Below are 21,297 nucleotides of genomic sequence, written 5' to 3' on the forward strand. Positions count from 1 at the left end.
TTGACGAGTTGGTTTAGGCCAATCAGAGTCGGACGCCCAGTCACCTGTGCGGCGTTCTTGCCCAGGAGTCGGCTGACCTGCTCCAGGAGCGTGGACTTCCCTGACCCATGCGAGCCCGTGACCAGCATGTGCGGTCGACGGCGCAGCGCGGTTGCGAGCAGGCTGCTGCCAATCCAGCCGAGGACCATCTCGGCTCCGGCCGGAACACTCCAGTTGTACGACCGGAACACTGTCAGCAGGCGATCTACATCGTCTTGCGTTGCTAGCGCCGTGTCAGGACCATATCCGAGTGAGGCAGCGTCGGGATACACGTAGTCCCCACGGATTCCGTGTTGGAGCACCGTACCGTCATGGCGCCAAAGGGCATCCCCGTTGACGATCAGGCCACCGTCCTCATCGAGCCAGGTCCCTGCCCCACGCTCGGCACTAGGTCGGAATTTCCCGGCGGCCTGGCAGGAGGCGAGGATGTAGGTCCCGACCATGGCTGTTGAGCTACCGCGGCGCCCACCCTGTTTGTCCTTCGATTCAAGGAAAGCGCTGCAGGCGTCGAACCATTCGGTGCCCAACTGCATACGCAGATTCACCTCGGAAAGGTCCCGGGGGCGCAGGTGGACGACGCATTTCTGCAAGTCGGAAAACACCACAGCCGCGTTTCTGTGGAAGCCCAGAGCCGTGAAGCCGTCACTGGGTTCGTCCAACGGGACATCGTCTACGTCGTAATCGTGAAAGTGGTCGTCGACCAGTTTGAGATTTGTTTTCATGAAAAAGCTCCTACCTCCCGCCGCGTCTACGCGCCAGGATGAAATTTGAAAAATGGGTGAGCACGCCCCGCCATACTTGGTGGGGGCGCAAATGAATGAGGCGAAGAAGCCCATAGCCAAGCGTCGTGACCATGAGCAAAGTGATCGGCCGAGCTTGACGAGCAAGGCGCGGCCGAAAGACATCGGCGATATGCCGATGTGTTTAAAGCGGAAGAGAATTGAAATTGTTAAGGAGCATTGCTGTCGCAGCGCGATGGCGCGACCAAGATCAAATCCGGCGTTGCGCCAGATCGAAGCAATGCTCCTTGACGGACCCTAGAGGGAGAGGGTCTGAGGTCAGCGAAAAGGTACTGACCCAGGATGTTTCGCAGTCAAAAACTGCGAAATGAGCCGCGATTATAAGCAATAACTATTGAAACGTCAAGCATCCTCGCGTGCGCGAATGAGCCGGACTTTGCCGCGCCCCTGCTGCCAAGGCTTCGCAGGAACCTGCGGAAACCTCACCCCCATGAAGTAGTCGACAAGAATCTCAAACGGCACATCCGAGCCGTAGCCGTCAGTGACCGTGCCATCGCCTGATGTGTGGCCCAGAAACCGCTGCAGGTACTTTGTCGGCATCCTCGCCTGCTCCAGCAGGTCTTTCATCGTATGCCTGAACGAATACATCACCTTGCGTTCGTCCTTGACCCCCAGGGCCCGCAGGTACCGCCCAAAGAACTTCGAGAAGGCGCCAGACAGCTTCCCGTGCCAGTCCTTCTGCAGGGTGGGGAACAACACCGTATGCCCCTGCCCTCGAAGCCAGTCGACATATCGCAGCAAACCAAGGTCGATCAGCTGTTGCGCGACCGGAACTCGCCGGATTGAGTGACCATTTTTCAACGTGCGCCTGTGGCCTTTGGGGACTTCCTCGAACAGGTCCAAATCCTCACCGGATGGGCGATCAATGAGGTCGAGGTACCAGCCATGCTCAGGGTCCTGTTTGATGTCCTGGATCGACAAGCCTGCGACTTCCTCGGGGCGCGCGCCCGTGTAAAACATCAGGATCGGAATCCAATAGCTGGCCTCCCCAGACTGTCCGCTGGACCGTCGATGGTCGGTGAACACTTCCGAGCCAAAGATGGTTCTCAGGTCGTCCTGGTCAAACGGCAGGCGGCGCTTCTTGCGCTTCTGTACTGAGCTCTCTTTGAAGCCCAAGGTATCTTGGGCCGGGTTCTCCGCCAGCATGTGGCGCCCCACCGCAATCTTGTAGATGGCCTTGATTTTGGAGAGCCGCTCGTTGATCGTGTCGACGGCCAGACCACGCCCCCGCATGTCCTGTGCAAATGCCGTCATGTCCTCCGCGGTCACCTCTGCGGGGGACTTGCATTCCTGGCAGGCCACACGCTGGCCCTTGAACCGTTGCAGATCACGCCAAGGAGTCTGTGACGCAATCGCCGTCGAGCGAGGCCGATCCGGGACGAAATCACGCCAAGCCGCAAAGACCTCGTCCCATCCAGGGAGGGCCTTGCCCTCGCCGGCAGGTTTTCGTGGCTCCTGCGGCCCATTTCGGGCCTCCGCCGGCCCTTGAGCCTTGAGCTGAGCACCTGGCAGCTGACCAATGACGACGGAGGGAACCACCGAAGGCACCATCTGGTTACCCAGTTCAGACGTCGGACGGAGCGCGCTATACGCCTCAAGACAGGACAAAACTTGGTCGACCCCAAGCCGCTTGATGTGCTCATCCAGCCTGGACAGGAATTCACCACTCCATGAGCCGCGGTCGCCGCCCAGCGTAGACGCGCCCCCTGTGGGGGCCTGATTGGCAATGGCGTGAAACACCGCAACCGCGTCACCACCCGCTCTCTCGTTGGAGACCTCGGAGGCCCCCAACTGACGGGCGTACAGGTCTGCCTGCCGATCTGCGATTTGTTGACGGACTCGCTCGAACTCGGTATCAAGCTTCGCTCGATGCGACCGAGCCAGAATCTTTGCCGCTTTCAGGTCTGTAGTGCCCAGACTCAGCGTGACATGAGTGCAGTGAGTTGGGTACGCTGGACGAACGGATTTTGGGATGCGAACACGAAGGTACTTCGTGCCGTGCTTGCCGCGTTCGTAGATGGATTCGGTGATGGACTTCATGGTGGTTGTTACACAGCTCTGTGTGACAGGCTGTGTGACAACTTCTCAGTCCCCGAAAGCAAAAAGTGCTTGATTCCTAAGGAAATCAAGCACTTGGCGATGGAAAATTATTTGATGGGGTGGCTGATGGGACTCGAACCCACGACAACAGGAATCACAATCCTGGACTCTACCAACTGAGCTACAGCCACCGCAAGAGCGAGATTATAGCCCGATCGAATCGGGCCCCAAAGGCTCAGCGTGCGGCGGTCTTCACGGCTGCAGGCTCGGGCACCAGGATGCGCGCCTTGAAACGCTCCTTGAGCGATTCGACATAGGCTTCGTTCTCGGCCGAAGCCCACCACTGGCTGTATTGCTGAACTTCCTGGGCCAGTTGCTGCGGATTGCGGGCGTCGCGCGGCAGGATCTTTTCCACCTTCACGACGGCATAGCCCTCTTCGCCCAGGCTGACGCCAGCCCAGGCCGGCAAGGCCTTGGGATCGGTGCTCAGCGCAGCGGTCAGCACAGGCTGCACCAGGCCTTGCGGGTTCTCGCGCGAAACCACCACCGGAGCGGCCAGACCGGTATCGGCGCCACCGCCGCCCTTCCAGGCCTGCAAGCGCTTCTCGCCCTCTTCCCGAGCCAGTTGGGTGGCGCGCTGGGCCACCAGGCGTTCGCGCACCTGTTCGCGCACCTCGGCCAGCGGCAGCGTGCGAGCGGGCATGTGCTGCACCACGCGGGCCGCAGCCAGTTGACCCGAACCCGTTTCAATGGCTTCGGTGTTGCGTTTCTTGTCGATGGCATCGGCCGAAAACAGCGCGCCGAGCAGGCGGTCACTGGCCAGCGGGCCTGTGGCGCCCGGCAGCGGCTGGCGCTGCACGCCCTTGGCGGATCGAATCTCGAGCTTGAGCCGTTCAGCGGCAGGTTTGAGGCTGTCCGCCTGCTCGTACACGAGGTTGCTGAAAGTTTCCGCGGCTTCGGAGAACTGCTTCTGAGCCTGTTGCTGTTTCAGCTGCGTTTCGATTTCAGCGCGCATCGACTCGAAGCTGCGCTGAGGCGGCGCCTTGATGTCGGTGAGCTGGATGATGTGGAAACCCACTTCGGTCTCCACCAGGTCAGAGATGGCGCCTTTTGATAGCTGAAACACCGCATCGGCGAAGGGCTTGATCATGTCCGCGCGGCCAAAGAACCCGAGGTCGCCACCGTTGGCGGACGAGTTGGTGTCTTGCGAGTCGGCCTTGGCCACTTCGGCAAAGGTGGCTGGCGCCTTGCGCACTTTCTCCAGCAGGGCCGTGGCCCGTTGACGCACGGCCTCTTTCTGCTCAGCGGTGGCGCCAGCAGGAACGGTGAGCAGAATCTGGCTTGCACGGCGCTCTTCGGTGCCCGAGAGGCGCCCGGCGTTCTGGTCGTAGTAGGCCCGCAGGTCCGCTTCGTTGAGGGACGCGGATTTCTGCAGGGCGGCGGCGTCGAGCACGAGGTATTCGATGTCGGCCTGTTCCGGTGCCTGGAACATGGCGGGGTTTGCGCTGTAGAAGGCTTCGATCTCGGCATCGGTGGGTTTCACCTGCGAGGCGAAATCGCGAGCGGCAAAACGGGCCACGCGGACCTCACGGCGCTCAAAGAAGGCATCGAGCGACACGCGGGCCTGCGCAAGCGGTGTAAAGCCCGAGGCCAGAATGCCCATCGACACCTGGCGCTGCGAAAGATCGGCGCGCACGCTGGCCTCGAAGGCTTCGGGTGTGAGGCCTTGGCGAGAGAGCAGTTGGCGGTAGGCTTCCACGTCGAGCGTGCCATCGGGACGGCGCAACGTGGCTATGGTTTCGTTTTGCTGGAGCTCGCGTGCCAGCCGCTCGTTGCTGGTGTAGAGGTTGAGCTTGCTGGCTGCAGCGCCCAGCAGGCGCTCGCGAACGAGGCGCTCAAGCGTGGCGTAGCGGGCACCTTCGCTGTCGAGCAGGGCCGCGTCGATCGTGGGCATGGCCTGCCGCAGGCGTTGCGACTCCTGCTGATGCGCCATGTCCCACTCGGCCTTGGTGATGTCCTTGCCGTCCACCGTGGCCACGGCGGTGCCACCTTCGTTGAAGCGGGTGTATCCCTCGATGCCGAACAACACGAAGGAGGGAATGATCAGGATCAACAGGAAGCCCATGAGGTACTTCTTGTGATTGCGGATGGAATCAAACATGCCTTGAACCCTGCTACTTCAATAACCAGCCTCGATCAACGGAGCCGGCGGAGACAACAAAAAAGGCGAACCCGGGTTCGCCTTTTCGATGGTGGTGGGTGCTGACGGGGTCGAACCGCCGACCTACGCCTTGTAAGGGCGCCGCTCTACCGACTGAGCTAAGCACCCCACCGGAGAACCGGTGACGGTTTTCAGTTCAGCGCATCCTTGAGTGCCTTGCCCGGGCGGAACTTGGGCACCTTGGCGGCCTTGATTTTAATCTCGGCGCCGGTGCGGGGGTTGCGGCCTTTGCGCGCGGGACGTTTGGTCACGGCAAAAGAACCAAACCCGACGAGCGACACCGTGCCGCCCTTCTTCAACGTGGTGCGGATGGCGGTGATGGTGGAGTCCAGCGCACGCGTTGCAGCAGCCTTGGAAATGTCGGCGTGCTTGGCGATGTGTTCGACGAGTTCTGTTTTGTTCACAAATAGCCCCTCTTGAAATGGAAAGAATGTTTCGTGATGACGGTTTTTTCCGGAGACGGCGGTCGGGCCGCGGGGAAAAAAACCTGGTCGCTTTGAACCGCAGGACGTTGCCAGAACCATGGCAAACGCTGGGTGATTAGACCCACTGGGCACGACCCCTGTCAATACGTTGAGGGGTCGATTCCAGCCTAGGCGGCGCAAGAGGCGAGATTCTAGACGCTTTCAACTCTCCCCCATTCTCAGGCTACAAAATGTCGCAATCGCGACGCCAGATGGCGGGCCACCGGTCACGAAGCGATGGCCCGCGCAATCGCTCGGCCGACATCGGTGGTCCCTGCTGTGCCGCCCAGGTCGGCGGTGCGTGGCGCCCCGCTGCCGGGCTGCAGCACCGACTCGATGGCGCGCATGACGGCGTCGTGCGCGTCGCGATGCCCGAGGAAGTCGAGCATCATCGCACCGCACCAGATCTGCCCGATGGGGTTGGCAATGCCCCGGCCCGCAATATCCGGCGCCGATCCGTGCACCGGCTCGAACAGCGAGGGATGCTGGCGGCTGGGGTTGAGGTTGGCGCTGGGGGCGATGCCGATGGTGCCGGTGCAGGCCGGCCCGAGGTCGCTCAGGATGTCGCCAAACAGGTTGCTGCCCACGACCACGTCGAAGAAATCGGGCCGCTGCACGAAGTGGGCGGTGAGGATGTCGATGTGGAACTTGTCGACCTTCACGTCGGGGTAGTCCTTGGCCATCTCGGCCACGCGCTCGTCCCAGTAGGGCATGGTGATGGCGATGCCATTGGATTTGGTCGCGCTGGTCAGGTGTTTCTTCGGGCGCGAACGCGCCATCTCGAAGGCGTACCGCAACACGCGGTCAACCCCCACGCGCGACATCACGGTTTCCTGGATGACGATCTCGCGCTCGGTACCGGCGTACATGCGCCCACCCACGCTGGAGTACTCGCCCTCGGTGTTTTCGCGCACGATCACCATGTCGATCTCGCCGGGCTCACGCGCACTGCCGTCGCGCCGCACCACTGGCGCCGTCACGCCCGGCATCAGCTTGGCGGGGCGGATGTTGACGTACTGGTCGAACTCGCGTCTGAACAGCAGCAACGAGCCCCAGAGCGAGATGTGGTCAGGCACCTTGTCGGGCCAACCCACGGCACCAAAATAGATCGCGTCGTGTCCGCCGATCTGGTCTTTCCAGTCGTCGGGCAGCATCTTGCCGTGGCGCTCGAAATAGTCGCAACTGGAAAAATCGAAGTGATCGAATTGCAGGCCGATGCCGAACCGGGAGGCAACGGCTTCCAGCACGCGAATGCCTTCGGGCATCACTTCGGTTCCGATGCCGTCTCCTGCGATGACGGCGATGCGGTGTTGGCTCATGGGGGCTCCTTGGTGTCGGTCAATGAGGGGATCAGCGCGCCGGGCGCACCACCAGCGCCACGCCAAAAGCGGTGAGCGCCGTACCCAGGAGCGTGGCGGCCGTGATGGGCTCGGCAAACAGCATCCATGCGATCAGTGCGGTGCAGGGCGGCACCAGGTACATGAGGCTGGTGACCGAGGCCGCTGCCCCGCGCTGGATCAGCATGTACAGCAAGGAACTGCCCCCGAGCGTGAGGCCCAGCACAGACCAGGCCATGGCGCCGATGAGCTCACCGTTCCAGTCCATGGTCTCGGCTTCCAGCAGCGTCAGGGGCAGCGTGACCAGCAGCGCCGCGAGCAGTTGCACCGCGTTGGCGGTGCGCACGTCGCAGGCCGCCACGAATCGTTTCTGGTACAGGGTGCCGACGGTGATGGCGAACAGGGCCATCACGGCAAACGACAGGTTGAGCCAGTTGGCCTGATCGCCCGGGCCACCCGCGCCGAACTTTCGTGAGACCACCAGCACCAGCCCTGCGAAACCAAGCACCAGACCGAGCCACTGGCGCTTGCTCACCTTCGATCCGGTGCCCGACAGCCAGATCGCGGTAAGCACCGGCTGAAGGCCGACGATGAGCGCCGACAGCCCGGAACCCATGCCCGCCTTCACGGCCGCCCACACGCCGCCCAGGTAGCCGGCGTGCATGAGCACCCCCGTGACGGCCAGGTGGAACCACTGGGCGCGGGTGTTCGGCCATTTGACTCCAGCGAGAAATATCCAGGGCAGGAAACACAGGATGGAGAGCGCGTAGCGGACCGCGAGGAATTTCATGGGCGGTGCATGGGGCATGCCGTAGCGCGCCACAATGAAGCCGGTGCTCCAGATCAGCACGAACACCCAGGGCATCGTACGCAGCCAGGCGTTGTCTTGCGCGGGTGCGTTCATGGCCGTGTTCTCAACGGGACTTGGCGCGGATTTCCGGGATGGCTTTCTGCAGGTAGTACACCATCGACCAGACCGTCAACACGGCCGAGATCCAGATCAGCCAGGTGCCCCAGAGCTGGGTGTCGATCAAGCCGAACAGCGTGCCGTGGTACAGCAGGAAGGGGATCGCCACCATCTGCACCGTGGTCTTGACCTTGCCGATCATGTGCACGGCCACGCTCTTGGTGGCGCCGATGATGGCCATCCACTCGCGCAGCGAAGAAATGGCGATCTCGCGGCCGATGATGATGAGCGCAACGAACACGTCGGCCCGGTCCAGGTGCACCAGCACCAGCAGGCTGGCGCACACCAGGAATTTGTCGGCAACGGGATCAAGAAAGGCGCCAAAGGCCGAGGTCTGGTTGAGCTTGCGGGCCAAATACCCGTCGGCCCAGTCGGTCAGGGCGAACACGATGAACATCGCCGTGGCCACCAGGTTCTGACGTGCGGGACTCATGTCTTCCAGGTAGAACACCCCCACGATCAACGGGATGGCCACGATGCGGGCCCAGGTGAGCAGGGTGGGGAGATTGAAAAACATAGTGGTGTCGATTATGAACTTGGCTCCGCCCCCAGGCCCTAGTGCAGGGCACGGTAGATGGTGTCGGCCAGTTCACTGGATATGCCTTCCACTGTGCAGAGGTCTTCCACGCTCGCCCCCGCCACGCCGCGCACGCCGCCAAAGCGCTGCAGCAGCCGGGCTCGCTTCTTCGGTCCCACGCCAGGGATGTCCTCGAGTCGGCTGCCCCCGGTGCGCACCTTGGCGCGCTGGGCTCGCATGCCCGTGATGGCGAAGCGGTGAGCTTCGTCGCGGATCTGCGCCACCAGCATCAGGGCGGCGGAGTCGTGACCCAGGTAGACCTTCTCGCGGCCGTCGGCAAACACGAGCTCTTCCAGCCCCACTTTGCGGCCTTCACCCTTTTCCACGCCGACGATGAGGGAGAGGTCCAGTCCGAGCTGTTCGAACACCTCGCGCGCCATGCTCACCTGGCCCTTGCCGCCGTCGATGAGCACAAGGTCGGGCATGCGGGGGCCGGCGATGGATTCGGCGGTAGGTTCCATGGCCAGGGCTTCGACAGGCTCAGCCGGAACGGCGGCGCTGGGCTCTTCATCCACAGGAAGCACGGGGAGGGGCGCGTCTTCGGCGCGCATTGCTTCGGCAATGCGGCCGTACCGCCGCAAAAGCACCTGCCGCATGGCGGCGTAGTCATCCCCGGGTGTGATGCCTTCGATCTTGTACCGGCGGTACTGGCTGTTCTGCATCTTGTGGCCTTCGAACACCACACAGGATGCCTGCGTGGATTCCCCGGCCGTGTGCGAGATGTCGAAGCACTCGATGCGCAGGGTGTCGAGCTGGTCGTCCGGCAGGTGCAGCGCATCGGCCAGCGCTCGGGTGCGGGCCTGCTGGCTGCCTTCCTCCGCGAGCAGGCGGGCGAGTGCGATATCGGCGTTCTTCTGCGCCATCTCCAGCCAGATGCGGCGGTGTTCGCGCGGCTGGTGCACGGCATGGACCCGTGCACCGGTCTGCTCGGTGAGCGCATCCAGCAGGGACTTGCCCACGGGATGGCTGGTGACCAGCGTGTGCGGCATGGCCACGCCCAGGTAATGCTGGGCAATGAAGGCTTCGAGCACTTGTACCGTCACGCGCTCGACGGGATCATCCTGCGCGGGTGCGTCGTCGGAGATGGCGTGGTCGATGGCCGTGGCATCTTCCACGTGGGCGGGGAAATACGGCCGGTCGCCCAGGTGGCGGCCGCCACGGATCATGGCCAGGTTCACGCAGGCGCGCCCCCCCTGCACTTTCACGGCCAGCACGTCCACGTCCTTGTCGGAGACGTTGTCCACCGCCTGCTGGTGCAGCACGCGTGAGAGTGCACTGATCTGGTTGCGCAGTTCGGCCGCCTGTTCGAACTCGAGCTTGTCCGCGTGCGCCAGCATGCGCTGCTCCAATGTGTCGAGCACGGCCTGCGTCTCGCCGCGCAGGAAACGCTCGGCGTCCCGCACGTCCTGCGCATAGATTTCGCTGTCGATCAGGTCCACGCAAGGACCGCTGCAGCGCTTGATCTGATAGAGCAGGCAGGGTCGCGTGCGGTTGGCGAACACGGTGTCTTCGCAGGTGCGCAGGCGAAACACCTTCTGCAGCAACGTGATGGACTCCTTCACGGCCCATGCGCTGGGGTAGGGACCGTAGTAGCTGTGGCGCCGGTCCACCACCCCCCGGTAGTACGCCATGCGAGGAAACGCCTGCGCGGGCGACGGCGCTCTGGCCAGGGGTTTGTCGCGCGTGCCGGTGATCTTGAGGTAGGGATAGCTCTTGTCGTCCCGAAACAGGATGTTGAACCGCGGATTGAGCGTCTTGATGAGGTTGTTCTCGAGCAGCAGCGCCTCGGCTTCGGAGCGCACCACCGTGGTCTCCATGCGCACGATCTTGCCCACCATGTGACCAATGCGCGTGCCGTCATGGTTCTTCTGGAAGTAGCTCGCCACGCGCTTCTTCAGGTTGCGCGCCTTGCCCACGTAAAGCAACTGGCCCTGGGCGTCGAAATAGCGGTACACGCCGGGAAGCGCCGGCAACGCGGACACCTCGCTGAGCAGTTGATCGGAATGCGCGTCGGACATGGGCGCGTATTGTGCGCGGCCTTGAAAGCCTTGCCCTGACAATGGCAACCATGCGCTGGGACATTTTCTGCAAGGTGATCGACAACTTCGGTGACGTGGGCGTCTGCTGGCGGCTCGCAGCCCAACTGGCGCATCGGGGCGAGCAGGTGCGCCTCTGGCTCGACGATCCGCAGGCGCTGGGCTGGATGGCGCCGGGCGCGCTGCAAGGTGAAATACCGGGTATCGAGGTGCTGCGCTGGACCTCACCGCTGCCATCGGGCTTGCTGGAGCGCCTTGCGCCGGCGGAGGTCTGGGTCGAGGCATTCGGCTGCGACCCACCGCGCGAATGCGTCGAAGCGCTCGGCCACCAGACGGCGCGTGGCAGGCGTGCGCCCGTGTGGATCAACCTCGAATACCTGAGCGCGGAGCCCTATGTGGAGCGCTCTCACCGCCTGCCCTCCCCGATCATGAGCGGCCCGGCCAAGGGACTAGCGAAATGGTTCTTCTACCCCGGCTTCAGCGAACGCACGGGCGGCCTGCTGCGCGAGGACGATCTGCTGGTGAACCAGACCGCCTTCGATGCCTCGGCATGGCTGGGGCGCCGGTCCATCGCGCCCCAAGCAGACCGGCTGCGGGTGAGCCTGTTCTGCTACGAGCCTGCCGCGCTGCAATCCGTGCTGCAACAGGCCGGCCAGGCCGCCGCACCGAGCGACTGGCTGGTGACGCCCGGGCGGGCCTGGCAGGCGGTGCGAGCGCTGCCCGGCTCCATTGGTCCGGCCTGCCACCTGCACGCCGTGCCCCATCTGACGCAACACGAATTCGACCACCTGCTCTGGGCCTGCGACCTGAATTTCGTGCGGGGCGAGGACTCGCTGGTGCGCGCGCTGTGGGCGGGTCGGCCGTTGGTGTGGCAGATCTATCCCCAGCACGACAACGCCCACCACGCCAAGCTGGCGGCGTTCCTCGACTGGCTGCAGGCCCCCGATTCGCTGCGCGACTTCCACCACGCCTGGAACGGCATCGGCGCCACTGCCGCCGTGTGGCCCGACCGCCCGACCCTGGCGCTCTGGCAGGACTGTGTGGGCCGGGCGCGCCAGCGGCTGCTGGCCCAGGCAGACCTGGCCAGCCAGCTCATCCGCTTCGTGCTGGAAAAGCGATAAAATTCGAGGCTTTGTGGAAAACCGGTCGGGTGCGCAGCCCACGCCGGAACACGCGGCCCAACCGTTGGAACCCCTATGAAAATCGCTCAAGAACTCCGCGCCGGCAACGTCATCATGCACGGCAAGGACCCGATGATCGTCCTCAAGACCGAATACAGCCGTGGCGGCCGTGGTGCCGCCACCGTGCGCCTCAAGCTCAAGGCCCTGCTCAACAACATGGCCACTGAAGTCGTCTGCAAGGCCGACGACAAGATGGACCAGATCATCCTGGACAAGAAGGAGTGCACCTACTCCTATTTCGCCGACCCCATGTACGTGTGCATGGACGCCGACTACAACCAGTACGAGGTGGAAGCCGAGAACATGGGCGATGCGCTGAACTACCTCGAAGACGGCATGACCGTGGAAGTGGTGTTCTACGACGGCAAGGCCATCTCGGTCGAACTGCCCACCAGCGTGGAACGCGAAATCACCTGGACCGAGCCGGCCGTCAAGGGCGATACCTCGGGCAAGGTGCTCAAGCCCGCCAAGATCGCCACCGGATTCGAAGTGTCCGTGCCGCTGTTCGTGGCACAGGGCGACCGCATCGAAATCGACACGCGCACGGGCGAGTACCGCAAGCGCGTTTGAAGGCGCGCAGACCGCGTCATTGACTTGAAGAGGCTCCAGCAGGAGCCTCTTTCGTTTGATCACCCCCCATCCCACGCCACACCTGCCCATGGACCTGGTTTCCCGCATTGCGGACGTCATCATCCCGGTCTTCCTGGTCGTGGCCATCGGCTACGGCTATGGGCGCCGGGCCCAACCCGATCTATCGACCTTCAACCGCATCGCGCTCGATGTGCTCGCGCCCATGCTGATGTATTCGGTGATGGCGTCCAAAGCCTTCGTCATCACCGATCACCTTCCCCTGTTGCTGGGTGGCGCGGTGGTGATTCTGGGTGGCGGGCTGCTGGCCTGGCCGCTGGCGCGCGCCTTCGGCGTGCAGCCACGCACGCTGGTGCCGGTGGTGATGTTCAACAACTGCGGCAACATCGGCCTGCCCCTGGCCCTGCTGGCCTTTGGTGCCGATCAATTCGGGGCAGCGGTGGCCCTGTTTGCCGTGAGCAACCTGCTGCATTTTTCGGTGGGCGCACGCATCACCAGCCGGCTTGCCCGCACCCGCGATCTCATGGCCAGTCCGCTCATGGTCGCCACGCTGCTGGGGCTGGCCAGCGCCTTGACCGGTGTGCGGCCACCCGATGTGGTGCTCTCGGGGCTCAAGTTGCTGGGCGATGCCATCATCCCCATGATGCTGTTCGCACTCGGCGTTCGACTGACCTCACTCACCCGCCAGGGCCTGGCCATGGGCATGCTCGGTGCGCTGGCTCGTCCCATCCTTGGCCTGGCCATCGGGCTGCCACTGGCCTGGGCATTGGAGCTCGAAGGGGTGGCTCGAGCGCAACTGCTGCTGTTCGCTGCGTTGCCGCCCGCCGTGATGCAGTTCATGCTGGCCGAGCGCTACCACCAGGAACCCGAGAAGGTCGGTGCCATGATCATGCTGGGCAACGCCCTGGCGGTGGTCTTCGTCCCGGTCGCATTGGCACTGGGTCTATAGGGCCTGCCATAGGGCCTGTTCACACACACAAGGAACTTCACATGGAAGCCACTCAAGACCTCAACGAACGGCGCCTGGCCGATGCCTGGGCGGAGCTGCAGGCCCATTCCAACGAAGGCAATGCGCTGCAGGCCGACGCCTACCGACTGGCGTTTGCCGATCCCGAATTCCTGCTGCGCCGCGAAACGCGCGGTATCCGCTTCCAACTCGAGATGCTCAAACCCGATCTGGCGCAGCGCGATCTGGGCATTGAAAACACGGTGGTGGTCTTTGGCAGCGCCCGGTTCCAGGAGGCCGGCGACGCGCGCGAGTTGCTTGCCAAGGCAGAGGCCACCGGGAACGAACATGCCATCCGCGTGGCGCAGGCCATGGTGCGCAACGCCCACTACTACGACCAGGCGCGCGAGTTCGCACGCACCGTCGCCCGCTACAGCAAGCAGTGCCCTCAGGCCGATCAGCTCTTCATCTGCACCGGGGGTGGCCCCGGCATCATGGAAGCCGCCAGCCGGGGTGCGCACGACGAGGGGGCACTCAACGTCGGCCTGAACATCGCGCTGCCTCACGAGCAGTCGGCCAATCCCTACGTCTCACCCGAGCTCAGTTTCAAGTTCCACTATTTCGCGCTGCGCAAGATGCACTTCATGATGCGCGCCAAGGCCCTGGTCGCGTTCCCCGGTGGCTTTGGCACGCTCGACGAGCTGTTCGAGGTGATCACGCTCGTGCAATGCAGGAAGTCCAAGCCAGTGCCGATCGTGCTGTTCGGCAGCGACTACTGGAAGCGCCTGATCAATCTGGATGTGCTGGTGGAAGAAGGCACGATCTCGCCCGAGGATCTGGATCTGTTCAAGTACGTGGACGACCCGAAGAGTGCGTGGGACCACATCGTGCATTTTTACGATTTGAAGGCCTGATCGCGCCAGCCCTTCGACAAGCTCAGGGCGAACGGTCGTTGGGGCGTACACGGGCTGCAACCGCCGTTCGGGCTGAACCTGTCGAAGCCCCAACCGCCGTTCGGGCTGAGTTAACCCGCCGTTCGGGCTGAGCCTGTCGAAGCCCCAACCGCCGTTCGGGCTGAGCCTGTCGAAGCCCTGCTAAGGCTGTGTCCAGCCGCCACCCAAGGCTTTGTACAAGGCCACCTGACTCTGCTGTTGCGCCAGTCGGGTCTGCGCCAGCGCCTGCTGGGTGGCGAACAGCGAGCGTTGCGCGTCGAGCACATCCAGGTAGTTCGCCACGCCGTTGCGGTAGCGCAGCTCAGCCAGGCGGAAACGATCGGCCTCGGCGGTCGCCTGCACCTGTTGAGCGGCCAATTGATCCCCGAGTGTGGCGTTGCCCGCCAGCGCATCGGCCACTTCGCGGAACGCCGTCTGGATCGCCTTCTCGTACTGAGCCACCGCGATCTCACGCCCTGCCCTGGCTGAATCGAGGTTGGCGCGGTTGCGCCCGGCGTCGAAGATCGGCAACAGCGCCTGCGGCGCCAGCGTGAAGCCCCAGGAGCCATCCTTGAACAGACCCGAGAGGTCGGTACTGGCCGTGCCCGCGCTGGCGGTGAGCGAAATGCGTGGGAAAAAGGCGGCGCGCGCCGCACCGATGTTGGCGTTGGCCGCGATCAACTGCTGCTCGGCCTGGCGAATGTCTGCGCGGCGCGTCAGCAGGTCTGAAGGCAAGCCCGCCGGCACGTCGCGCAACATCGACGCACCCATGGCGGGCGAGGCCGGCACCGCAACACTGCCCTCACCTGCTGCGGCTGCAGGAGCGGCATTGGGCAGAAGGTTGGCCGGCGGCGTCTGCCCCACCAGCAGGGTCAGGGCGTTCACGTCGAGCGCACGCAGGCGCCGCTGCTGGGCCAGTGCCACCCGGGCGGATGCGCTCAGCGACTCGGCCTGGCGCAGATCCAGCGCCGAGGACGCGCCGTTGTCGAAACGCAGCTTGCTCAGGCGCAGCGAGTCCTCGCGCGTAGCCAGCGTGCGCTGCGTCAGAGCCAGCAGTTCTTCGTTGGCCTGCAGGCTCAGCCAGGTGTTGGCCACCGCGGCGACCAGGCTGGTCTGGGCGGCGCGCTGTGCCTCTTCACTGGCCAGGTACTGCGCGAGCGCTGCTTCCTTCAGGCTGGCAATGCGGCCGAAGAAATCAATCTCCCAACTGCTGAGCGCCAGACCCACGCTGTAGACGCTGCTGATGCCACCGCCGCCATCGGCGGCGGGCTGACGGTTGCCGCTGGCGGCCAGGTTGATCGTGGGGAACTGGTCGGCGCTGCGAATCTGGTATTGCGCGCGCACTTGCTCGATGTTGAGCGTGGCCACGCGCAGGTCGCGGTTGTTGGACAGAGACATTGCAATGAGCTCGCGCAGCCGCGCATCACCCACGAAATCGCTCCAGGCGATGTCGGCTGCCGGCGTGGCGCTGGCTGGCGCCGCGGGCGTGGCCACCGGCCACTCGGGCGCCACCGGCATCGCGGGGCGCTCGTAGGTCGGCATCATCGAGCAACCCGCCAGCACAGCGGCGGCCACCAGCGTGATCGCGGTGCGCGTCGGGGAGAGGTGCGTCTGAAACATTGGCTTAGGCTCCATGTCCATGGTGTCGGGCCTGCTCGGCATCGTGCAGCTGCTGGCGCTTGCTGCCCTTGAAGAGGGTTCGGACCACAACGAAGAAGATGGGAACAAACACCACCGCCAGCACGGTGCCGGTGATCATGCCGCCGATCACGCCGGTGCCGATGGCGCGCTGGCTGGCCGAGCCCGCGCCCGAGGCAATTGCCAGCGGCAGCACGCCCAGCGTGAACGCCATCGAGGTCATGACGATGGGGCGGAACCGGATATGTGCCGCGCCCAGCGCGGCTTCGATCACGCTCTTGCCCTGGGCCTGCAGGTCCTTGGCGAACTCGATGATCAGAATGGCGTTCTTCGCGGTGAGCCCGATGATGGTGATCAACCCCACCTGGAAGTACACGTCGTTGGAGTAACTTCGCAACAGCGTCGCCAGCAGCACACCGAGCACACCCAGCGGCACCACCAGAATCACCGAAAGCGGAATGGTCCAGCTTTCGTACAAGGCGGCCAGGCACAGGAACACCGCCAGGATGGCAAACCCATAGAGCACCAGAGCCTGAGCGCCGGCCAGCTTTTCCTCACGCGTCTGGCCCGTCCATTCGTAGCCGAAGCCTTGCGGCAGCTGGCTGGCGAGCCTCTCCATCTCGGCAATGGCCGCACCGGTGCTGAAGCCCGGTGCCGCACTGCCACTGATGCGCATCGACGGGTAGCCGTTGTAGCGCACGGTCTGCATGGGGCCGGTGATCCAGCGCGTGCTGGCGAAGGCTGACATCGGCACCGCCTGTCCCTTGTTGTTCACCACGTTCAGGCGCAGCAGGTCGTCGGGCTGCATGCGGGCGGGTGCATCGGCCTGAACCACCACGCGCTGCAGGCGTCCGGCGTTGGGGAAGTCGTTCACGTAGCTCGAACCGAGCGCGGTGCCGATGGCGGCGTTGATCGCGTCAAAGCCCACACCCAGCGCATTGGCCTTGTCACGGTCGAGGTCGATCTGCAGCTGGGGCGCGTCTTCCAGGCCGTCGGGACGCACCTGGGTGATGACCTTGCTCTGAGACGCCAGGCCCAACAGCTGGTTTCGCGCGGCCAGCAGCGCAGCGCGGCCCTGGCCTGAGCGGTCCTGCAGGCGGAAACTGAAGCCGGACGACGCGCCGAGCTCAGGAATTGGCGGCGGGCTCAGCGGAAAGATGAACGCATCCCGAATGCTGGAGAGTGCGCCGAAAGCGCGGCCGGCGACAGCCTCGGCCGAACTGCCGGGACCCGTGCGCTCGGCCCAGTCCTTGAGCGTGATGAAGGCCAGCGCGGCGTTCTGCCCCTGCCCCGAGAAGCTGAAGCCGAGCACGCTGACCATGCCCTGCACCTCCGGCTGTTTCAGGATGAAGCCTTCCACCTGCTTCATCACGTCCAGCGTGCGCTCCTGCGTGGCGCCAGGTGGCAGCTGCACATTGACCAGCATCGTGCCCTGGTCTTCGTTGGGGAGGAAAGACGTGGGCAGGCGCATGTAGACCACGGCCGCCACCGCGACAATCGCAAGGTAGATGATGAGCGTGCGGCCGGCGCGCGGCAGCAGAGCAGAGACACCCCCTTCGTAACGTTTGGCGGTCCGCTTGAAGCCTCGGTTGAACCAGCCGAAGAAGCCCCTCTTCTCGTGGTGATGACCGGCCTCCACGGGCTTGAGCAGCGTGGCGCACAGGGCCGGCGTGAGCGACAAGGCCATGAAAGCCGAAAACGCAATGGACACGCCCATGACGGCGGCGAACTGACGGTAGATGTTGCCCACCGAACCGCTGAAAAAGGCCAGTGGCACGAACACGGAAATCAGCACCACCGTCACGCCAACGATGGCGCCGGAAATCTGCCCCATGGCCTTGCGCGTCGCCTCCAGCGGCGGCAGGCCTTCCTCACTCATGATGCGCTCGACGTTCTCCACCACCACGATGGCGTCGTCCACCACGATGCCGATCACCAGCACCATGCCGAACATGGTCAGCACGTTGATGGAAAACCCCATGGCCAACAGCGTGGCGAAGGTGCCGAGCAAGGCCACCGGAACAACGATGGTGGGAATGATGGTGTAGCGGAAGTTCTGCAGGAACAGGAACATCACCAGGAACACCAGCAGCATGGCCTCGCCCAGCGTCACGGCCACCTGCTGGATGGAGATCTTCACGAAGCGCGAGCTGTCGTAGGGGATGGACCAGGACATGCCGGCAGGAAAGAACGCTTCGAGCTGCGTCATCTTGGCGCGCACGGCCTCGGCCGTGGCCAGTGCATTGCCGCTCGGAGAGAGTTGCACGCCAACGCCGACCGCAGGCTGGCCATTCAGGCGCGCCGACGTCGCGTAGGCCTGGGCGCCCAGCTCGATGCGGGCCACGTCCTTCAGGCGCACGGTGGCGCCGTCCGGGGTTGCGCGCAGGACGATGTTGCCGAACTGCTCCACGTTGGCGAGCTGGCCATTGACCACCACGGTGGCCGAAATGCTCTGACCACCCACATTGGGCAAGGCGCCAATCTCACCGGCCGAGACCTGCGCGTTCTGCGCCCGGATGGCGTTCGTGACGTCGGTGGCACTCAGGCTGAAGCCCAGCAGCTTGGCCGGGTCGATCCAGATGCGCATGGCGCGCTCGGTACCGAACAACTGGGCCTGGCCCACGCCAGGCACGCGTTGCAGTTCGGGCACCACGCTGCGCGAGGCGTAGTCGCCCAGCGCGACAGGATTCCAGGCAGGGTCGTCGCTCGACAACATGGTGAACAGCAGAAAGTTGCTGCGGGACTTGTCGACGCGCACGCCCTGCTGCGTCACCGCCGAGGGCAGGCGCGGTGACGCGCGCGAGAGCCGGTTCTGCACATCCACCTGTGCCAGGTCGGCGTTGGTACCGGTCTCGAAGCTCAGCGTGATGCTGCCCGTGCCGTTGGCCTGCGCCACCGACTCCATGTAGATCAGGCCCGGCGAACCGTTCATTTCCTGCTCGATCACCGAGAGCACGCTGTCTTCGAGCGTGGCGGCGGAAGCGCCTGGGTAGGTGGCGTTGATGACGATGGCCGGCGGGGCCACCGGTGGGTACTGCGCGATCGGCAACTGGGTGATGGACACGCCGCCCATCACCATGATGAAGAGCGCAATCACCCAGGCAAAGATCGGCCGGTCGATGAAGAATTTCGCCATGACGGAGCGCTCCTCAGCTTGATGCGGCGGGCGCCGGGGCGGGGGAGGCACCGCCCGGTGCCTGCCAAGGCACGGCCTTGACTGGCGTGCCCGGCGGCATCATCTGCAGCTTCTGGAATCCGTCGACCATCACCTGCTCGCCGGCCTTGAGGCCATCGACGATGACCCACTTGCCGTTCTGCTCGCCTCCCACCTTCACCTTGCGGGATGTCACCTTGCCATCGGCACCCACCACCGACACGGTGTCGCCCTGCGCCGAGCGTGTCACGGCCTGCTGCGGCAGCGTGATGGCGTTGCCGGCCGTGGCCTGCTCCAGGCGCACCCGAACATACAGGCCCGGTAACAGCGTTCCTCTGGGGTTGGGCACCTCGGCTCGCAAGGTGATCTGACCGGTGGTGCTGTCGACCGTGAGATCGGAGAACAGCAGGCGGCCGGGCCGCTCGAACACGCTGCCGTCTTCCAGCACCACCTGCACGCTGGCGGCGTCGGCACCTGCGCCCTTGAGCTGTCCACTCTCCATGGCCTTGCGCAGCTTGTACACCTCGGCGGCGGATTGCGTGAAGTTCACGTACATGGGGTTGATCTGCTGGATCACCGCCAGCTGGGTGGCCTCGCCCTGCCCGACCAGTGCACCTTCGGTCACGAGTGCGCGGCCGATGCGGCCCGAAATGGGCGCGGTCACGCGGGCATAGCCGAGGTTGATGTTGGCGGTCTGCACCGCCGCGCGGCCGGCGGCCACATCGGCCTCGGCCTGCTTCTGTGCCGCCACAGCGGTGGCGTATTCCTGCTGGCTCACGGCGTTTTCCTTCACCAGCGGCGCGTAACGCTCGGCCAGTGCAGTGGCCTGGGTGAGGTTGGCCTGAGAGCGTGCCAGGCTGGCCTGGGCACTTTGCAGCGCGGCCGTGTAGGGGGCGGCGTCGATGCGGAACAGCGCCTGTCCCGCCTTGACTTCGCTGCCCTCACGGAAGAGGCGCTCCTGCAGAATGCCCGCCGCACGTGCTCGCACCTGGGCCACCCGCGAGGCTTCCAGCCGGCCGGGCAATTCGGTGACCAGTCCCACGTCGCCAGGCGCCACGGTGACCACGCCCACCTCGGGCGCCGGCATGCCGCCTCCCGCCGCAGGCGCAGGCGGCGCTTCGGACTTGCCGCAGGCACTCAGCCACACGGCCAGGGACACCACGGCCAGGCCATGGAAAACACGAGCAAAGGACATCGCGGGAAAGCGAGGGCGCACGGCGGGCTCGGACTTGATATGGCTCAAGGCGGACATGGGAATCCTTGGGTGAAGATGGGGTTGCGCAGTGGGGTCGAACGAGACGGATGGCTCAACTGCCGCAAAAGCGGTGCAGTATACATACATACAAGAATGTATGTATAGTCCGGTGCTTGGGCCCAGACTTGCCAGGGTCTTGATGGAGCTTGCCGACAGGAGACACGCATTATGGTTCGACGAACCAAAACCGAGGCGCTGGAAACGCGCAACAGCCTGCTGGACGCGGCCGAGCACCTCTTTCAGGCGCGTGGCGTCTCACGCACCTCGCTCAACGACATCGCCACCGAAGCCGGCACCACGCGCGGCGCCATCTACTGGCACTTCAAGGACAAGGCAGATCTGTTCAACGCCATGATGGAACGCGTGACCATGCCGCTGGAGTGTTCGCTCGCCAACACGGTGCAAGCCATGGCCGACCCCCTGCTCGCCTTGCGCGAATCCATGCTGGGCGCCTTGCGCCAGACCGCCAACGACGAGCAGACCCGGCGCGTGTTCGAGGTCGCAACGCACAAGGTGGAGTACGTCAGCGAAATGCAGGCCGTGCGCGATCGCCACCTTCGCGTTCGCAACGAGTGCATGGCAATGACCGAAGCGGCGCTGGGCCATGCCGTGCGCCGGGACCACATCGAGCTCGGCATGCCCTTGTCGACGGCCGCGCTGGGCCTGCACGTGATGCTGGACGGATTGATCCAGAACTGGCTGCTTGATCCGCAGGCGTTCGACCTGGTGCGCTGCGGTCGCCACACCATGGACGCCTACTTCGTCGGGCTGGGCTTCAGTCCTGTCGACGCTCGGGCACCACGTCGGGCGGGACCTGCGCGCGTGAAGGCAGGGCCAGGTGCAGCGCTGCCTGCGCCATGAGATTGGCCGATACCGGCGCCGTGACGAACAGGAAAAGCGTGATCAGCAGTTCGGCCACCCCAGGGCGTCCCTGGCTGCCCGCTACCAGCATCGAGGCCACCAGAATGCTGCCCACGCCCAGCGTGGATGCCTTGGTGGGCGCGTGCAGGCGCATGTAGAAGTCGGACAGGCGGATCAGGCCCACCGCGCCCACCAGCAGGAAAAATGCCGCGATCACGATGAGTGCGGCAGCCAGCCATTCGATCAGGGGATTCATCTCGG

General features: G+C 64.4%; 16 protein-coding genes, 2 tRNA genes and 1 pseudogene. 5 read left to right on the forward strand and 14 right to left on the reverse strand.

Annotated elements, in window-relative coordinates; genetic code table 11:
• From AB7F11_RS17475 to uvrC, 10 genes and pseudogenes are all read right to left on the reverse strand, one after another.
• Nucleotides 1-761: pseudogene (locus AB7F11_RS17475) on the reverse strand (hypothetical protein); the annotation flags it as partial.
• 420 nt (nt 762-1,181) lie between these two features.
• Nucleotides 1,182-2,879 carry a DUF6538 domain-containing protein gene (locus AB7F11_RS17480; RefSeq protein WP_428289651.1) on the reverse strand — a complete coding sequence of 566 codons (1,698 nt, stop codon included), beginning with the start codon at nt 2,877-2,879 and terminating at the stop codon, nt 1,182-1,184.
• A gap of 115 nt (nt 2,880-2,994) precedes the next feature.
• Nucleotides 2,995-3,070 (reverse strand) — tRNA-His (locus tag AB7F11_RS17485).
• Between the two features lie 44 nt (nt 3,071-3,114).
• On the reverse strand, nt 3,115-5,040 hold the full coding sequence (locus tag AB7F11_RS17490) for a SurA N-terminal domain-containing protein (protein ID WP_428289650.1): 1,926 nt from the start codon (nt 5,038-5,040) through the stop codon (nt 3,115-3,117).
• A gap of 92 nt (nt 5,041-5,132) precedes the next feature.
• A tRNA-Val gene (locus tag AB7F11_RS17495) sits at nt 5,133-5,208 on the reverse strand.
• 23 nt (nt 5,209-5,231) lie between these two features.
• Nucleotides 5,232-5,504: an HU family DNA-binding protein gene (locus AB7F11_RS17500; RefSeq protein ID WP_066158910.1), complete on the reverse strand. Its 273-nt coding sequence runs from the start codon at nt 5,502-5,504 to the stop codon at nt 5,232-5,234.
• 287 nt (nt 5,505-5,791) lie between these two features.
• Nucleotides 5,792-6,883 carry a tartrate dehydrogenase gene (locus AB7F11_RS17505; protein WP_428289649.1) on the reverse strand — a complete coding sequence of 364 codons (1,092 nt, stop codon included), beginning with the start codon at nt 6,881-6,883 and terminating at the stop codon, nt 5,792-5,794.
• A gap of 31 nt (nt 6,884-6,914) precedes the next feature.
• Nucleotides 6,915-7,805: a DMT family transporter gene (locus tag AB7F11_RS17510; RefSeq protein ID WP_428289648.1), complete on the reverse strand. Its 891-nt coding sequence runs from the start codon at nt 7,803-7,805 to the stop codon at nt 6,915-6,917.
• 10 nt (nt 7,806-7,815) lie between these two features.
• The gene (gene pgsA / locus AB7F11_RS17515) at nt 7,816-8,385 is read right to left on the reverse strand and encodes a CDP-diacylglycerol--glycerol-3-phosphate 3-phosphatidyltransferase (protein ID WP_428289647.1); all 570 of its coding nucleotides are present in this window, start codon (nt 8,383-8,385) and stop codon (nt 7,816-7,818) included.
• A gap of 38 nt (nt 8,386-8,423) precedes the next feature.
• On the reverse strand, nt 8,424-10,463 hold the full coding sequence (gene uvrC, locus AB7F11_RS17520) for an excinuclease ABC subunit UvrC (protein WP_428289646.1): 2,040 nt from the start codon (nt 10,461-10,463) through the stop codon (nt 8,424-8,426).
• A 50-nt stretch (nt 10,464-10,513) separates the two neighbouring features.
• On the opposite strand from uvrC, the gene earP reads away from it, so the two are divergent.
• The 4 genes from earP to AB7F11_RS17540 all read left to right on the forward strand — a co-directional run bounded on the left by earP (nt 10,514) and on the right by AB7F11_RS17540 (nt 14,110).
• On the forward strand, nt 10,514-11,602 hold the full coding sequence (gene earP / locus AB7F11_RS17525; RefSeq protein ID WP_428289645.1) for an elongation factor P maturation arginine rhamnosyltransferase EarP: 1,089 nt from the start codon (nt 10,514-10,516) through the stop codon (nt 11,600-11,602).
• A 75-nt stretch (nt 11,603-11,677) separates the two neighbouring features.
• Nucleotides 11,678-12,232 carry an elongation factor P gene (gene efp / locus AB7F11_RS17530; protein WP_428289644.1) on the forward strand — a complete coding sequence of 185 codons (555 nt, stop codon included), beginning with the start codon at nt 11,678-11,680 and terminating at the stop codon, nt 12,230-12,232.
• Between the two features lie 88 nt (nt 12,233-12,320).
• Nucleotides 12,321-13,199: an AEC family transporter gene (locus AB7F11_RS17535; protein ID WP_428289643.1), complete on the forward strand. Its 879-nt coding sequence runs from the start codon at nt 12,321-12,323 to the stop codon at nt 13,197-13,199.
• A gap of 41 nt (nt 13,200-13,240) precedes the next feature.
• Nucleotides 13,241-14,110: a TIGR00730 family Rossman fold protein gene (locus tag AB7F11_RS17540; protein ID WP_428289642.1), complete on the forward strand. Its 870-nt coding sequence runs from the start codon at nt 13,241-13,243 to the stop codon at nt 14,108-14,110.
• 180 nt (nt 14,111-14,290) lie between these two features.
• On the opposite strand, the gene AB7F11_RS17545 is transcribed toward AB7F11_RS17540, so the two are convergent.
• From AB7F11_RS17545 to AB7F11_RS17555, 3 genes are read right to left on the reverse strand one after another with little or no spacing between them, the layout of a single operon-like run.
• Nucleotides 14,291-15,748 (reverse strand): efflux transporter outer membrane subunit, encoded by a 1,458-nt coding sequence (locus AB7F11_RS17545; RefSeq protein WP_428289641.1) that lies wholly within the window; start codon nt 15,746-15,748, stop codon nt 14,291-14,293.
• A gap of 4 nt (nt 15,749-15,752) precedes the next feature.
• Nucleotides 15,753-18,902 carry an efflux RND transporter permease subunit gene (locus AB7F11_RS17550; RefSeq protein WP_428289640.1) on the reverse strand — a complete coding sequence of 1,050 codons (3,150 nt, stop codon included), beginning with the start codon at nt 18,900-18,902 and terminating at the stop codon, nt 15,753-15,755.
• Between the two features lie 13 nt (nt 18,903-18,915).
• A complete protein-coding gene (locus AB7F11_RS17555; RefSeq protein ID WP_428289664.1) occupies nt 18,916-20,115 on the reverse strand; it encodes an efflux RND transporter periplasmic adaptor subunit in 1,200 nt (399 codons plus the stop codon).
• Between the two features lie 228 nt (nt 20,116-20,343).
• On the opposite strand from AB7F11_RS17555, the gene AB7F11_RS17560 reads away from it, so the two are divergent.
• Nucleotides 20,344-21,036 carry a TetR family transcriptional regulator gene (locus AB7F11_RS17560; protein WP_428289639.1) on the forward strand — a complete coding sequence of 231 codons (693 nt, stop codon included), beginning with the start codon at nt 20,344-20,346 and terminating at the stop codon, nt 21,034-21,036.
• Here AB7F11_RS17560 and AB7F11_RS17565 read toward each other — a convergent pair.
• The gene (locus tag AB7F11_RS17565; protein WP_428289638.1) at nt 20,951-21,292 is read right to left on the reverse strand and encodes a Na+/H+ antiporter subunit G; all 342 of its coding nucleotides are present in this window, start codon (nt 21,290-21,292) and stop codon (nt 20,951-20,953) included. The two genes, AB7F11_RS17560 and AB7F11_RS17565, sit on opposite strands and share 86 nt — an antisense overlap.
• Nucleotides 21,293-21,297: the final 5 nt, after the last annotated feature.

This window comes from Hydrogenophaga sp. (genome assembly GCF_050250835.1).
In the GTDB taxonomy this organism is placed as follows: Bacteria; Pseudomonadota; Gammaproteobacteria; order Burkholderiales; family Burkholderiaceae_C; genus Hydrogenophaga.